Raw genomic sequence first — 13,627 nt, 5'->3', positions numbered from 1 at the left:
GCCGTATGGCAAAGATCGTATATTACGGGATCGAAGATCCCGATAGAAGAGACACCTTGCTGCGCGTGGCGAAGTCGATGGACATCGAAACCCGCGCGGTAGAAGAAGATGAAATCGGCGAATTGGTCGGCTATCTCGCGGGGCTGGAAGGCTACGAAAAGACCGGAAAGACCGCAGAGCCCATCCAAGAGGAAATGCTGCTGTTCGTCTCTCTTTCCTCGGAAGCGCTGCAGAATATGCTCCTCGCGCTCCGAAAAGAAGGCGAAATCTTTCCCCACAAAGCGGCGCTCACCGAAACCTCCAAGGACTGGACCTTCGCATATCTGCTGCACCACATCCGGCGGGAAAACGCCGTGGTCAACGCCTGGTCGCAGATGCTCCCCTTGGTCAAAGAGGCCCTGAAAAAACAGGAAGATGCGCCGAGCAAGGAGCGAGAAGAGGCGATCGAAGCGTCCAAGGCGCTGCGCTTAAAGGGCGACGACTTGGAAGAAGAAGACGTCCTCGCCGTCATCGAGCAGCTGAAAAAGGCATTATAAAAGGAGTCCTGCGGGACTCCTTTTATAATGCGCGTATCAAATTATTCCAAGGCGCCGCCGCAACTGGAACCGCTCCCTGCGGTGCAACCGTAGCAGTAATCCACCCAGACGATTTCTCGGCCGAGGTCGTCTGATTCGAGCACCTCGTCGATGGTGCGGGGGCCATTGGCGCGAATGCCCTCCGCCTGGTGAAAGTCGCAGTCGTAGATATTGCCCGCGGGATCTACGGAGATTTGGTAGCGACACATGACATTTTCGACCGTCTCCGGATTGAAATTGTCCTCGAGGAGTTTGCGATACTCCGCTTCCAATCCCTCTTCCTTCAGTTTGTCCGCAAAAAAGCCCATGGGCATATTGGTAATGGTGTAGAGATCGGTAAAGCGGACCCCTTTTTCGCCCAAGTATTCCTTGTAATCCGCCTCCAGACCGACTTGCGGTCCGGGCAAAAATGCCCCGAGGGGATTGTAGACCAAGGACAGATGCTTTTTGTCTCCGTATCCCATTTCGTTCAGTCGCTTCAGATTGGCGAGGACCTTCTCATAGGTGCCGTCTCCCCGCTGTGCGTCCACATTTTCCTGGGTGTAGCAGGGCAAAGAGACCACGACGTGGATGTCTTCTTCGTCCAACAGCGCCATCAACGCGGGGTTCGCGTCGATATCTACGGCGTTGGTCCGTAAGATCACCTCGTCCACCGTCTCGAGCGCCTTCTTTAACAGGGGCACGATCTTCGGATGGGTGGTGGGCTCTCCGCCGGTGATGTCGACGGTGCGAAAGCCGTGTTTTTCGAACGCCTCTACGCATTTGTCCAAGGTCGCATCGGACATGATTTCGTGCTCGGAATTTTTCATAACGTGACAGTGGGCGCAGCGAAGATTACATTTCCCCGTAATGTTCATCTGCAATATGCCGATTTCGCCGGTGGTCTTTAGGGGTTCGGCGACCCGTTCCGCAAATTTCATACAATCCTCCCAATACATACATCTGATTCCTATCTGTGCTCATCATATCATAGACACAGACAAAAAAGCATAAAAAACCCGTTTCTATCCGAAGATACAAACGGGTTGAATGGAATGGGCTTATTTGTAGAGCACGTCGTCGTAGGCGTCGCTGGATTGGAAGAGTTTCAGCGCGTAGGGACAGGTGGCCATGATCTTTGTGCCCCGCTCTCTCGCCGCATCGACCACCGCATCGACCAGTTTCTTGGCGATGCCTTGGCCGCCATAAGCCTTATCGACCTCGGTATGGTCGATAATCCAATACTTTTCCGAAGGGGAGTAGGTACTTTCCCCGATTTCTTTGTCGCCATCTAGGGCGTAGGCGCGATGGGCCGATTCGTCAAAACGAATATCCATAGTATCTTCCTTTCTATTGTTTCTACTCGGGATATACCCCTTTGCCGGGCGAGGAAAATGCGCGCCCCCCAATCCAATAAAAAAAGACCCGAAGGTCTCTTTACTCCGCGGGTCGCATGGGGCGATCGGATTTTTCGATCTCGTTTTCTTCGATGTCGTACGGACGCGCGAGGATGCGCTTTAATTTTTCGATCTCACCCAAAAGCACCGCGTGGGACTCTTCTAAGGCGAGAATGTCCTCGTCGCTATCGGTCCGCTCGTTTAAGGCGCGCAAAAACGAAGCGGTGTATTCCCGCTGCGCCTCTTCGATTTCCTGTTGCAGTCTGCGGTATTTGCGCACGCGTCCCTTGTCCATCGAATCACCCTTTTAGATACGGATTGTAATAGTGCTTGTCCATCTCCCGGGAAACCTCTTCCAAAAGACCGTCGTCCATGGCCTCGAGCACCTCTTGAAAGGCCTCGAGCTTTTCTTCCGAGACCTTTTCCTTCAAGCGTTCGATAATGGTATCGACGTATTCGAAATTTACCAGATAATAGGTCTTAAACTTTTCGGTCACAAAGAGATGGGTCTGTCTGCGGTCCTTTTGGCTCCGCACCTTTTCCACATGGCCCTTTTTCACCAAATTGTTGACCTTATAGGCCGCATTGGGTTGGCTGACGCGGATAAAGCTCGCCAACTGGTTGATGGTGGGGCCGTGCAGCGCATAGATCGCCTCGGCACAGAACTTTTCCATCACCGTCAAGGAATCCTTCCGATTGCTGTTGTTGCGGTAGAGATTTTGATAGAAGTTTAGTTTATATTTTAAGTAGATCGAATTCATTACTTCTGAAAGGGATCTTTCTTTATTGTCCACGATATCACCTTTTCCTTTACTGAAACGGAGGATCGTCGTTGCGACGCCTTCGTAAAGCAACAGATTCATTCGGGTATCCACTCTATACCTACCCGATTCCAAACAAATTCTTACGATTTCACATTACATTATACGGACTATTGTATGAAATTTATATGAAATTTCCATTAAATAACAAAAGAACAAGCCTTTCGGACATTGTTCTTTTTTATTCTTCCCGATCGAAAAGCGTTCAACGGATTTCCGATATGCAATGGCGGAGCTGAGAGGAATCGAACCCCCGACACGCGCCTTAGGAGGGCACCGCTCTATCCTACTGAGCTACAGCTCCACAACATCCAGTTTACTTGCTCTCTTATATATTGTCAACCTATGATAATTACATAGTTTATCCATATTTTTACCGGGATTTCTTTTATTTTTTCTTCTCCACGGCGATCAAACGCATCCCGCCCTCTTCGACGGTTTCGATCTGATAGGCGTAGAGTTCGTCTTCGACCACCGTACCGGGTTCCACGGCGTCGTTTTCTTCCATCAGCGAAAAGACATAGTCCCCCAGTGTTCCCTCCGAGGCGGGGATGTCTTCGACAAGATGGATGTTTACATCCTTTAGGGTCGTAGACGCCTCAAAAATACCCACGCCGGCGTTGGAGAGGATTTTGTGCATCATAAAATACTTGCGTACGATAAACAATACGGCGATGCCGGCGACGCCGATAAACAGGTCCGTGGTGGTATCGCCATAGACCAACATTTTTCGCGCCACCACCATAACCATAATGTAGATGATCTGAAATTCCTCGTGGGCGATCAACATCGCCACGAATTCCAAGCCAATGACCATTAACAGGACGTGGCTTAAGAAATTCTGAAACAGCTGGTAGCTGGAGTCCTTTGAGCTGTTTACGATGGCGAGCATATACTTGAACAGATCGGGGATCGACATCACGATCCCCAAAATGATCACGCCGCACATCACGAGTTCCAACACGTAGAGGAGCTTATTCAGGATGAGCACATTGCTCTTTCGGTTCATTACATCTCTCCCGATTTTTCGACTTCTTTACGCATTTTCTCTAAAATCTTTTTTTCGATGCGGCTGACGGTCATCTGCGAAATCCCCAATTTTTCCGCGATGGAAACCTGGGTCTTTCGGTGATGATAGCGGTCGATCAAAATGGTCTTTTCCACGTCGTTAAATTTTTCCATGGCCCGCTCCAAAAAGTCGTTGAGTTCGACCTTTTGAAAATAGCTCTCTTCCACGCCGATCCGATCGCCCTTGTTCATTTCGCGGTCGTCGCCGCCGGAATCGTAGGTCATATCGAGACTTTCGGGCGAATAGACCTTGGATGCCTCCATCACCTCCAAGACCTCGGCGGTAGAGACGTCCAAAAACTCGGCGATCTCTGTGATCGTCGGCGTCTTCTGTTCTTTTTGCGCCAGGGTGACCTTGGCGTCGTTGATCTTTTTCGACAGCTCCTGCACCCGGCGGGGCACCCGTATGGTCCAGCCCTTGTCGCGGAAATATTTTTTGATCTCGCCGATGATGGTCGGCGTGGCAAATGAAGAAAATTCGAATCCCTTGCTCGGATCGTAGCGCTCGACGGCAAAGATTAAGCCCATAGAGGCCACTTGAAAGATATCGTCGTAGTCGATGCCCTTGCCCGTATATTTCTTCGCCAGAATTTCTGCGATATACAGGTGCTCCTCGATGAGGATATCGCGCGTTTCCTTATCGCCGGTTTCCGCATATTCCGCAAAAAGTTCTTTGCGCGTCTCTTTCGAGAGCGGGAGATCCATGCTGTAATATGCTTCTTTGTCCATATCAGTCTCCGAATTTTTTTACGACGACGATCTCGTCTTCTCCGAAGGACACGGAATCCGCCAGGGATTCGATAATCATAGAAGAAATTCTGAGCATTTCGTCGTCTTCCAAATCCCGCTCGGCAATGCCGGATACGCGAAATTCCAATCCGTCTTCCTGCGGCAGCAAGACGATCGTAATCTCCTCGCTTCTTCCGATCCGAAACGAGAGATTGCAGCTTTCGGTTAAGATCAGTCGAATGTCTGCGAGCGTATCCATATCCACATCGGCATTGGCACAGATCCCCGACGCGCACAGGCGCGCCAAGGAGAGATAGGCGGCTTTTGCCGGAATCTTTACCGATACTCGATCCGCCATTACGCATCCCCTTCGATCGTAAATATTTTGTCCAATTTCGTGATGGTAAAGAGCTTTTTTACATTGGGATCGAGATTCGATATGGCGATCTCGTGTCCCTGTTCTTTGACCACATTCAACAAATACATAAACCCGCCCAGGCCGGTGGAGTCGACGTATTCCAAATCCGCGCCGTCGATGAGTATATCTTTTTTATTCTCCGTATAGGCCTTTACCGCCTGTTCTTTAAACTGCGGGGTGTAGTACATATCCATTTCCCCGGTGGGGATCATGCGAAGTCGATTGCCTTCGTCACGTATTTCCAGATTAAACATGGCATCCTCCTATATTGTCTCTTTACAGTATACCCTTCGGGCCGCAGCGCCGCAATACTACTCTATTCTTCGCCGATATATTCGGCCACGGCTACGATGCGACTGTCTTTGATATTCATCAGTTTTACCCCCGAGGTGGCCCGTCCGAGACAGGAGACGGATTCGGCGAGAATGCGGATAATGGTGCCGTCTTCGGTGATCATCATCATCTGATCCTTCTCCTCGAGCATTTTGGCGGAGACCAGCGCCCCCGTCTTTTCCTTGACGCGGTAGGTCAAAAGGCCCTTGCCGCCGCGGTTTTGCACCTTGTATTCGTCGATGGCGGTGCGCTTTCCGTAGCCCTTTTCGCTGATCACGGCGAGGGTCTTGTTTTCCTCGGGAATGACAAAGCTCACGACCTCGTCGCCTTCGTCCGGTCGAATGGCGATCACGCCCATGGCGCTTCTGCCCTGGCTCCTGAGATCCGCTTCTTGAAACCGCAGACACATGCCCATGCGGGTGACTGCCATCAAGTCTTCGCCGCCCTTGATTTGGTGGCCGCCCACGACGCTGTCGCCTTCTCGTAAGCCGATGGCGATCAAGCCGTTTTTGCGGATGTTTTGATACTCTACGATGTCCGTCTTTTTCACATAGCCGAACTTCGTCATTAAGACCAAGCTGTCCGTATCGTCCACCTCGGAAATGGGCACGATAAATTCCACTTGCTCGCCGTCTTCCAGCTGCAATAGATTCACGATGGCTGTGCCCTTGGCGTTTCTGCCGGCGGCGGGAATTTCGTAGGCGAGTTTTTTATACACCCGACCGCGATCCGTAAAGAAGAGGATCTGATCCAATGTCGAGGTGATAAACAGACTGGTGACGAAATCATCGGATTTTTTGTTCAGCGCGCTGATCCCCTGTCCGCCGCGGTGCTGGGGCTTGTAGGTGCCTTCGGGCATGCGCTTAATATAGCCGGAATTGGTGAGGGTGACGACCACTTCCTCTTCGTCGATCAGGTCGATATCCTCTACCTCTCCCTCGCTTCTTGCGATCACGGTGCGGCGCAGATCGCCGAATTTTTCCTTGATCTCCAACAGCTCTTCTTTGATCTTTCCGTCGAGGATCTTCGGATGGGAGAGGATATTTTCCAGCGCTTCGATCAGGGCGAGCAGCTCCCGGTATTCCTCTTCCAGCTTTTCTACCTGCAGACCGCTTAATCGCTTGATCCGCATATCGAGGATCGCCTGTCCCTGAATGTCGCTTAAACCGAATCGCTTGGTAAATTCCGCCTTGATCTCGTCGTCGGTGCGGAAGCTGCGGACGATCTCGATGATTTCGTCGATATGGTCGATGGCGAGTTTAAGCCCTTCGATCACGTGCACCCGCGCCTTCGCCTTGGCGAGGTCGTATTCGGTCCTGCGGGTGACGACTTCGCGCTGGTGCTCGACATAGTAGTGGATCAGCTCTTTTAGGCTGAGTTCTTTGGGCACGCCGTCCACCAACGCGAGATTGATGATGCCGAAGGTGATCTGTAGTTGTGTCTCTTTATAGAGGCGGTTTAAGACCACATTGGGGTTGGCGTCGCGCTTAAGTTCGATCACCAAACGCACGCCCTGGCGGTTGGATTCGTCGCGTATGTCGCTGATGCCGTCGAGTTTTTTGTCCTTGACGAGTTCCGCGATTTTTTCGATGACTTTTGCCTTGTTAACCTGATAGGGAACTTCAGTGACGACGATGCGGTGTTTGGACTTGTAGGGCTCGATTTCCGCCCGGGCGCGGACGGTGAGCTTGCCCCGTCCGGTCTTATAGGCTTCGACGATGCCCTCTTTTCCCATAATAAAGGCGCCGGTGGGAAAATCCGGTCCCTTGATATGTTTCATCAGTTCTTCGAGGCTGATGTCCTCGTCGTCGATATAGGCGATGGTGCCGTCGATGACCTCGTTCATATTGTGGGGCGCCATATTGGTCGCCATCCCTACGGCGATGCCGGCGGCGCCGTTGACCAGGAGATTGGGAAAGCGCGACGGCAGTACCGCGGGTTCGGTGTCTTCTTCGTCGAAGTTGGGCACGAAGTCCACGGTGTCTTTGTTGATGTCTCTGAGCATCTCGGTGGCGAGTTTGCTCATGCGCACCTCGGTATAACGCATGGCCGCGGCACTGTCGCCGTCCATAGAACCGAAGTTTCCCTGACCGTCTGCCAGAGGATAGCGGATGCTGAAGTCCTGGGCGAGGCGCACCACCGCGTCGTAGATCGAGGAGTCGCCGTGGGGGTGGTACTTACCCATTACGTCCCCGACCAGCCGCGCGGACTTACGGTGGGGCTTATCGGGGGCGAGGCCCAGCTGCTGCATGCCGTAGAGTATTCTGCGGTGAACGGGCTTTAAGCCGTCGCGCACGTCGGGCAGGGCCCGGGCCACGATGACGCTCATGGAGTATTCCAGATACGCCTTCTGCATGGCCCTTTCCAGGACGACGTCCTGTATGCCGCTTTCGTTTGCAAATTTTGCCATTCTGTCCTCCTACGCGTCTATGTTTTCTACATAGATCGCATTTTCCTCGATAAACTCTCGTCTGGGCTCCACTTCCTGGCCCATCAGCATCGAAAATACCTCGTCCGCCTGTTTTGCGTCCTCTACCCCGACCCGAAGCAGAATGCGGTGGTCGGGATTCATGGTCGTCTCCCACAGCTCTTCGGCGTTCATTTCCCCGAGCCCCTTGTAGCGGCTGATCTTGAGGTTTTTGTCGCGCCCCAATCGGTCGAGCGCCTCCTGCAGTTCCGCGTCGCTGTAGCAGTACTCGAGTACCTTTGTGCCCCGCTTAATGCCGTAAAGCGGCGGCTGCGCCACAAAGACGTGGCCCTCTTCAATCAGTTGCGGCAAGTGGCGAAACAGGAAGGTTAGGAGCAAGGTGCGAATGTGGGCGCCGTCGACGTCCGCATCAGTCATGATGATAATCTTGCCGTAGCGCAGTTTTTCGATGTCGAATTCCTGATCGATCCCGGTGCCGAAGGCGGTGATCATGGCGCGGATCTCCTTAGAATTTAAGATCTTGTCGAGCCGTGCCTTCTCCACATTCATAATCTTTCCCCGAAGCGGCAAAATCGCCTGGGTACGGCTGTCGCGTCCGCCCTTGGCGCTGCCGCCGGCGGAATCCCCCTCGACCAAAAAGATCTCGGTGACGCGATTGTCGTCGAGCTGGCAGTCGACGAGCTTGCCGGGCAGGGGCGTATTGTCGAGGATCGAGCGCTTGCGCGTCAGATCCCGCGCCTTACGCGCCGCCTCCCGCGCCCGACGCGCCGAAAGCGCCTTTTGCAGGATGATCTTTCCGATTTTGGGGTTTTCTTCGAGGAAGGATTCCAAATAGCCCGAAAGGACCCGCTCCACAATCGATTTGGTCTCGGAATTGCCGAGCTTTGCCTTGGTCTGGCCCTCGAACTGGGGATCGGGAATCTTGACGCTGATTACGGCGCTGATGCCCTCGCGCACGTCCTCGCCCGAGAGGTTTTCTTCTTTTTCCTTGATAAAATTGTATTTTCTGCCGTATTCGTTGATGCTCTTGGTGAGCGCACTCCGAAAACCCGAGAGATGCGTGCCCCCGTCTTCGGTATTGATATTGTTGGCAAAGGTCAGCACCGTCTCGCGGTAGCCGTCGGTGTATTGAATGGCGACTTCTACGGCGGTGTCCTGTTCGATCTCGTCGACATAGAGGATCTTGTCGTGGATGGGTTTTTTGCTGCGGTTCAAATACTCCACATAGCTCATAATGCCGCCTTCATAGTGGTAGACTTCCCGAAAATCGGCATCGTCGCGATTGTCCTGAAACTCGATATAGGCGCCCTTATTGAGAAAGGCCATTTCGCGGAAACGGCGCGCTAGCACTTCGCGGCTGAACTCCGTGGTCTCCTTAAAGATCTCCGCATCGGGATAAAAGGTGATCTTGGTGCCGGTCTCTTTTACGCCTTCTTCCACCACTTCGAGATCGGTCAGGGGAATGCCCCGCGAAAAGACTTGGCGGAATTTTTTGCCTTCGCGCTTGACCTCGGCGATCAGCTTTTCGGAAAGGGCGTTTACGACCGATACGCCGACGCCGTGGAGCCCGCCGGATACCTTATAGGCGTCGCTGTCGAATTTCCCCCCGGCGTGGAGAATCGTAAGTACCGTCTCGACCGTGCTCTTTTTGGTTTGGGGGTGGATGTCCACCGGAATCCCGCTCCCGTTGTCTTCGATTTCGGCCGATCCGTCGTCGTTTAAGCGCACCCATACCGAATCGCAGCGACCCGCGAGGATCTCGTCGATGGAGTTGTCCACGACCTCGTATACCAAATGGTGCAGGCCCTTTGCCCCCGTGGAGCCGATATACATACCCGGCCGCTTCCGAACGGGTTCCAGTCCCGTCAGTACCTGTATATTGCTGGAACTATACTCATTTCCCTTTGCCATAAGCCCTCCTCTACCGCAAAAAGACCCGGACAAAGCCTAGGCCTTTCTCGATGCATTCTTGATTTCCGTCAGATCCAGGGGACGGGAATATTCTTCTAAAAACGGCAGATACTCCGCCGTGGTGATAAAACACTGTCCCCTTAAATGGCGAAGCAGGCGCTCTCTGCGCGCCTCGTCCAGTTCCGAGAGCACATCGTCCAAAAGCACCACCGGATCGCTCCCCGTGCTCTCCTTGAGGCGATGGATCTCCATACATTTTACCGCCAGGACGATGCTTCGGATCTGTCCGGTGGAGGCGTATTTTTTTGCCTCATTGCCGTCCAGCAGAAACTGCAAATCGTCCAAATGGGGCCCGATCGCCGTGCGGCCCCGTTCGTAGTCTTCTTTTCGCATTTTCCGGAGCGCTTCGTAAAAATCCGCCTTGAGATCCCCGCCGAAGGCGACGGGAAAGGTCGCCTTGTAGCGAATGTCCAAGCTCTCTTTTTCTCCGGAAATTTCTTTATAGTAGGCGGCCGCCACTTTCGACATGCGCTTTAAAAAGGCCAGTCGCTCCTTTAAGAGGACGGCGGCATAGGTGGAAAGGCGGAGATCGTAGACCTCCAACAGGTCCGCCTCTCCTCGCTTTCTGAGTAAGTAATTGCGCTGATACAACACATGATGATATCCGCTATAGGCGGCGTCGTAGGCGGCGGAGCTCATACGCAAAATTTCGTCGAGCATCGAGCGCCGCTCGGACGGGGGGCCCTGCACCATACGCAGATGCTTGGGCTCGAACACCACCGCCGCTAGGCCCCGGGCGTAGTCTCGGGCGGAGGGAACGGGGTTGTTGTCCCGCACGTATTTGCGCTCCTTTTCGCCGATGGCAATCTCCAGATCCTTTTGAAAGGGATCGGTTTGGATGCGCGCGCGCAAAAACGCCTGTTCCCGCGAAAAAGCGATGACTTCTTTTAGGGTATTGGTTCGAAAACTCCGCCCCGTCATCGCCACATAGATGGCCTCCAAAAAATTGGTCTTTCCGATGCCGTTGGGGCCGTAGAGACTGTATATGCCCTCCCGAAAGGTAAGAGAGAGTTGTGCGTGATTTCGAAAGGAAACCACATCCAACCGTTCTACATACATTCATACCTCCCCCGGGGCCGCATTCTCTTATAGTATAGTACAAATGTTCTCAGAGTACAAACGTTCGGATTTCTTTCTACTCGATCGTCTCGCAAAGATCCTCCCATTGTACCGAATCGCCGGGGTAGAGCTTGCGGCCTCGGCGCGTTTCCACTTCGCCGTTTACGCGCACCTCGCCGTTTGCGATCACGGTCTTTGCCATGCCGCCGGAATCGACCCAGCTGATCAATTTCATAAGACTGTCGAGTTTGATGTATTCGGTTTGGATCTTCATAGGCTCGCCAACCGGACCGGAAGCACCAAGTACAGATACGAATCGGCTGCATTCGGCGTAATAATACAGGGGTTGACCGCGTCGGTAAATCCCATCTCGATTTCTTCTTCTGCGACGACGCGAATCCCCTCCAACAGATACCGGGCGTTAAAGGCGATGGTGAGGTCCTCTCCCGTCTTTTGCGCTTCCACCACTTCGTGGACATTTCCGATCTCGGAATTCGAGAGGATTTCGATGCGATCGTCAAAGATTTCGAGTTTTACCAGGCCGTTGCGCTCCTTGCCGGTCATCAAACTCGCCCGTTCCAGGGCGTCGATAAACGGCTTCTTCTCCAAACGCACCGTGACATCGTGTTCGCGGCGGATCAGGCTATTGTACTGGAAGAACTCGCCGTTTAAGAGCTTCGTATAAAACTTGGTTTCGTCTAAGCGGATCAACAGGTGGTTGCTGCCGATTTCCATAGAAAGCGCGCCTTTTCCCTCCACCATCTTTGCGATTTCGGTGACGCTTCTTGCCGGCAGGATGAGATCCCGCTCCAGCTGTTGCTCGCCCGCGATGCGGCTCATCGCCATGCGATACCCGTCGAGGGCGACGAATGTGATGCCTTCATGCGTTACGTCGAGCAAGACGCCGGTAAGCGCGATGCGCATATCGTCGTTTGAGGTGGCGAATTGGGTTTCCTTGAAGGCCTTTAAGAGGTCGTCGGCGGTGACGACGACCGATTCCTTTTCTTCGAGTTCGGGCAGCTGCGGATATTCCTCGGCATTTTGCCCCATCAGTTCGAAGCGGGAATGCTCGCAGACGATCTTTACCTTTTGGCCGTCGCTTTCGATGTGGACCATGGCGGCCGGCAATTTGCGCACGATGTCGCCAAAGAGGGAGGCATTTAAGACAATGCTCCCTTCGGTATCGACCATACAGGCGCTTTTCGATTCGATGGAGATTTCGGTATCCGTACCCCGTAGAATCAATTCGCCTCCCTTTGCTTCCATATACAGGCCTTCCAGAATCTGCATATTGGTCTTTGCGGATATGGCCCTGGAGACCGTTGAGACGACGGAGGACAGGGCGGATTTGTCGATATGAAACTGCATGTTGTCTCCTCCTATATAAGAGTAATACTTCGTAATCGTAGTAGGGGCTGTGGATTTGTGGATAGAAAGCGGAAAAGCGCGGAGGTAGGAAAGGAGGCTGTGGATAGAGTGTGCATAAAGCTATGGAGGACGGGAAGAGTTATCCACAATCAGTTACCCTTAATCTTCTCCTTTAACCGTTCGATCTGCATACTGACTTCCGGATCCGACTCGATTTCCCCCTCAATTTTATCATAGGCGTGGATCACCGTGGAATGATCCCGGCCGCCGAATTCCTGTCCGATTTTCGGCAGCGAAAGGTCGGTCATGCTGCGGGTCAGATACATGGCGATTTGGCGGGGATAGGCGATGGGACGGGATCTCTTTTTGCTGTTTAAGTCCTCCAGAGAAATATGGTATTCCGCCGCGATAATTTCTTTTACGCGTCCCACAGTCACCGCGACGGGTTTGTTGTTTTCGTAGATGTCCTTCAGCACCATGGCGGCGGTCTCTTCGGTGATCTCGCCGGTGGTGAGCTTGGCGTAGGCGGTCACGCGAGAAAGCGCGCCTTCCAGCTCCCGAATATTGCTCTTCACATGGGTGGCGATATAGTTGATGACGCCCTCGGGAACGTCGAAGCCGTCGCTCTCCGCCTTGTTTCTTAAAATCGCGATGCGCGTCTCGAGATCCGGCGCCTGAATGTCTACCACCAGGCCCCATGCAAAGCGCGAAATCAGCCGCTGTTCGAGTTTTTGAATGTCCTTGGGCGGTTTGTCGCTGGTCATTACGATCTGTTTGTCGCGGCCGTGAAGTTCGTTAAAGGTATGAAAAAATTCGTCCATGGTGGATTCCTTGTCGGCGATAAACTGGATGTCGTCGATCAACAGGAGGTCCTGGGAGCGGTATTTTCTGCGAAACTCTTCGTTGCGATTGGTCTGGATCGAGGCGATAAATTCGTTGGTAAATTGCTCGCTGGTGACATAGAGGATCCGCTTCGACGGATCGTTTCGGTGCAGAAAATGGCCGATGGCGTGCATGAGATGGGTCTTGCCCAAACCGACGCCGCCGTAGATAAATAGCGGGTTGGCGCGATTTTCGCGAGGATTTTCCGCCACCGCCAAAGACGCGGCGTGGGCAAATTGATTGGAGGGTCCCACCACAAAGGAATCGAAGGTATATTTCGGATTGAGATGGTATTCCGGGCGAATGCTGTCGTTTTGCGGCTCGGCCGGTGCGCCGCCCTCGGTCAATACAAAGCGGATGTCCAAATCGCTGCCGGCGGCTTCTTTGACGGCGCGGCGGATAAGGTTTTTATAATTGTTGTTATTTTTTTGCAGGTGGTTGAGTACGAATTCTCGGGATACGCCCAAAATCAGCGTATCGTCCTGGATCCGAACCGGGCGAATCGGTCGAAACCAAGTGTTGATCTGAGATTCATAGAGATTTTCTTCGAGTATGTACTGGAAGGCTTTTTCCCATAAAGCGTGTACGTCAGGTATCAT

Annotated in this window: 15 protein-coding genes and 1 tRNA gene; 1 reads left to right on the top strand and 15 read right to left on the bottom strand. The window is 53.0% G+C overall.

All coding sequences use genetic code 11. The features are described 5' to 3' along the window. Positions 1-5 precede the first annotated feature (5 nt). Positions 6-536, top strand: a complete 531-nt coding sequence (locus tag EL294_RS00080) for a DUF3783 domain-containing protein (protein ID WP_126464505.1) — start codon at positions 6-8, stop codon at positions 534-536. Between the two features lie 41 nt (positions 537-577). Here EL294_RS00080 and arsS read toward each other — a convergent pair whose 3' ends face one another. From arsS to dnaA, 15 genes are all read right to left on the bottom strand, one after another. After that, positions 578-1,495, bottom strand: a complete 918-nt coding sequence (gene arsS, locus EL294_RS00075; protein ID WP_126464504.1) for an arsenosugar biosynthesis radical SAM (seleno)protein ArsS — start codon at positions 1,493-1,495, stop codon at positions 578-580. A 120-nt stretch (positions 1,496-1,615) separates the two neighbouring features. Further along, positions 1,616-1,891 (bottom strand): GNAT family N-acetyltransferase, encoded by a 276-nt coding sequence (locus EL294_RS00070; protein WP_126464503.1) that lies wholly within the window; start codon positions 1,889-1,891, stop codon positions 1,616-1,618. 100 nt (positions 1,892-1,991) lie between these two features. Beyond that, positions 1,992-2,246 (bottom strand): hypothetical protein, encoded by a 255-nt coding sequence (locus EL294_RS00065; protein WP_126464502.1) that lies wholly within the window; start codon positions 2,244-2,246, stop codon positions 1,992-1,994. Between the two features lie 4 nt (positions 2,247-2,250). After that, on the bottom strand, positions 2,251-2,745 hold the full coding sequence (locus tag EL294_RS00060; RefSeq protein WP_164715145.1) for a MarR family winged helix-turn-helix transcriptional regulator: 495 nt from the start codon (positions 2,743-2,745) through the stop codon (positions 2,251-2,253). Between the two features lie 254 nt (positions 2,746-2,999). Further along, positions 3,000-3,076: transfer RNA gene (locus tag EL294_RS00055), tRNA-Arg, on the bottom strand. 84 nt (positions 3,077-3,160) lie between these two features. Then, positions 3,161-3,781, bottom strand: coding sequence for a phosphate-starvation-inducible PsiE family protein (locus tag EL294_RS00050; RefSeq protein ID WP_126464500.1), 621 nt, complete (start codon positions 3,779-3,781; stop codon positions 3,161-3,163). After that, on the bottom strand, positions 3,781-4,569 hold the full coding sequence (locus tag EL294_RS00045) for a SigB/SigF/SigG family RNA polymerase sigma factor (RefSeq protein ID WP_126464499.1): 789 nt from the start codon (positions 4,567-4,569) through the stop codon (positions 3,781-3,783). Before EL294_RS00045 ends, EL294_RS00050 begins: the two co-directional genes overlap by 1 nt. Position 4,570: 1 nt before the next feature. Then, positions 4,571-4,927 carry an ATP-binding protein gene (locus EL294_RS00040; RefSeq protein ID WP_126464498.1) on the bottom strand — a complete coding sequence of 119 codons (357 nt, stop codon included), beginning with the start codon at positions 4,925-4,927 and terminating at the stop codon, positions 4,571-4,573. Continuing rightward, positions 4,927-5,241, bottom strand: a complete 315-nt coding sequence (locus EL294_RS00035; protein ID WP_126464497.1) for an STAS domain-containing protein — start codon at positions 5,239-5,241, stop codon at positions 4,927-4,929. Before EL294_RS00035 ends, EL294_RS00040 begins: the two co-directional genes overlap by 1 nt. 62 nt (positions 5,242-5,303) lie before the next feature. Further along, positions 5,304-7,730, bottom strand: a complete 2,427-nt coding sequence (gene gyrA, locus EL294_RS00030; RefSeq protein ID WP_126464496.1) for a DNA gyrase subunit A — start codon at positions 7,728-7,730, stop codon at positions 5,304-5,306. A gap of 9 nt (positions 7,731-7,739) precedes the next feature. Further along, positions 7,740-9,659: a DNA topoisomerase (ATP-hydrolyzing) subunit B gene (gene gyrB / locus EL294_RS00025; RefSeq protein ID WP_126464495.1), complete on the bottom strand. Its 1,920-nt coding sequence runs from the start codon at positions 9,657-9,659 to the stop codon at positions 7,740-7,742. A 36-nt stretch (positions 9,660-9,695) separates the two neighbouring features. Then, the gene (gene recF / locus EL294_RS00020) at positions 9,696-10,778 is read right to left on the bottom strand and encodes a DNA replication/repair protein RecF (protein ID WP_126464494.1); all 1,083 of its coding nucleotides are present in this window, start codon (positions 10,776-10,778) and stop codon (positions 9,696-9,698) included. Positions 10,779-10,854: 76 nt separating this feature from the next. Then, on the bottom strand, positions 10,855-11,052 hold the full coding sequence (yaaA, locus tag EL294_RS00015) for a S4 domain-containing protein YaaA (RefSeq protein WP_126464493.1): 198 nt from the start codon (positions 11,050-11,052) through the stop codon (positions 10,855-10,857). Next, on the bottom strand, positions 11,049-12,146 hold the full coding sequence (dnaN, locus tag EL294_RS00010) for a DNA polymerase III subunit beta (protein ID WP_126464492.1): 1,098 nt from the start codon (positions 12,144-12,146) through the stop codon (positions 11,049-11,051). Before dnaN ends, yaaA begins: the two co-directional genes overlap by 4 nt. 149 nt (positions 12,147-12,295) lie before the next feature. Then, positions 12,296-13,627 (bottom strand): chromosomal replication initiator protein DnaA, encoded by a 1,332-nt coding sequence (dnaA, locus tag EL294_RS00005; protein WP_126464491.1) that lies wholly within the window; start codon positions 13,625-13,627, stop codon positions 12,296-12,298.

Origin of the sequence: Aedoeadaptatus ivorii (genome assembly GCF_900638585.1) — a bacterium.
Taxonomy (GTDB): domain Bacteria; phylum Bacillota; class Clostridia; order Tissierellales; family Peptoniphilaceae; genus Aedoeadaptatus; species Aedoeadaptatus ivorii.
Note: the sequence above shows the minus strand (reverse complement) of the source record. Positions and strands in the feature narration are given on the sequence as shown.

Excerpts from the sequence above, each read along its gene's own strand:
- EL294_RS00080 (WP_126464505.1), top strand. The coding sequence starts at position 6 with ATGGCAAAGATCGTATATTACGGGATCGAAGATCCCGATAGAAGAGAC.
- arsS (WP_126464504.1), bottom strand. The coding sequence starts at position 1,495 with ATGAAATTTGCGGAACGGGTCGCCGAACCCCTAAAGACCACCGGCGAA.
- EL294_RS00070 (WP_126464503.1), bottom strand. The coding sequence starts at position 1,891 with ATGGATATTCGTTTTGACGAATCGGCCCATCGCGCCTACGCCCTAGAT.
- EL294_RS00065 (WP_126464502.1), bottom strand. The coding sequence starts at position 2,246 with ATGGACAAGGGACGCGTGCGCAAATACCGCAGACTGCAACAGGAAATC.
- EL294_RS00050 (WP_126464500.1), bottom strand. The coding sequence starts at position 3,781 with ATGAACCGAAAGAGCAATGTGCTCATCCTGAATAAGCTCCTCTACGTG.
- EL294_RS00045 (WP_126464499.1), bottom strand. The coding sequence starts at position 4,569 with ATGGACAAAGAAGCATATTACAGCATGGATCTCCCGCTCTCGAAAGAG.
- EL294_RS00040 (WP_126464498.1), bottom strand. The coding sequence starts at position 4,927 with ATGGCGGATCGAGTATCGGTAAAGATTCCGGCAAAAGCCGCCTATCTC.
- EL294_RS00035 (WP_126464497.1), bottom strand. The coding sequence starts at position 5,241 with ATGTTTAATCTGGAAATACGTGACGAAGGCAATCGACTTCGCATGATC.
- gyrA (WP_126464496.1), bottom strand. The coding sequence starts at position 7,730 with ATGGCAAAATTTGCAAACGAAAGCGGCATACAGGACGTCGTCCTGGAA.
- gyrB (WP_126464495.1), bottom strand. The coding sequence starts at position 9,659 with ATGGCAAAGGGAAATGAGTATAGTTCCAGCAATATACAGGTACTGACG.
- recF (WP_126464494.1), bottom strand. The coding sequence starts at position 10,778 with ATGTATGTAGAACGGTTGGATGTGGTTTCCTTTCGAAATCACGCACAA.
- yaaA (WP_126464493.1), bottom strand. The coding sequence starts at position 11,052 with ATGAAGATCCAAACCGAATACATCAAACTCGACAGTCTTATGAAATTG.
- dnaN (WP_126464492.1), bottom strand. The coding sequence starts at position 12,146 with ATGCAGTTTCATATCGACAAATCCGCCCTGTCCTCCGTCGTCTCAACG.
- dnaA (WP_126464491.1), bottom strand. The coding sequence starts at position 13,627 with ATGATACCTGACGTACACGCTTTATGGGAAAAAGCCTTCCAGTACATA.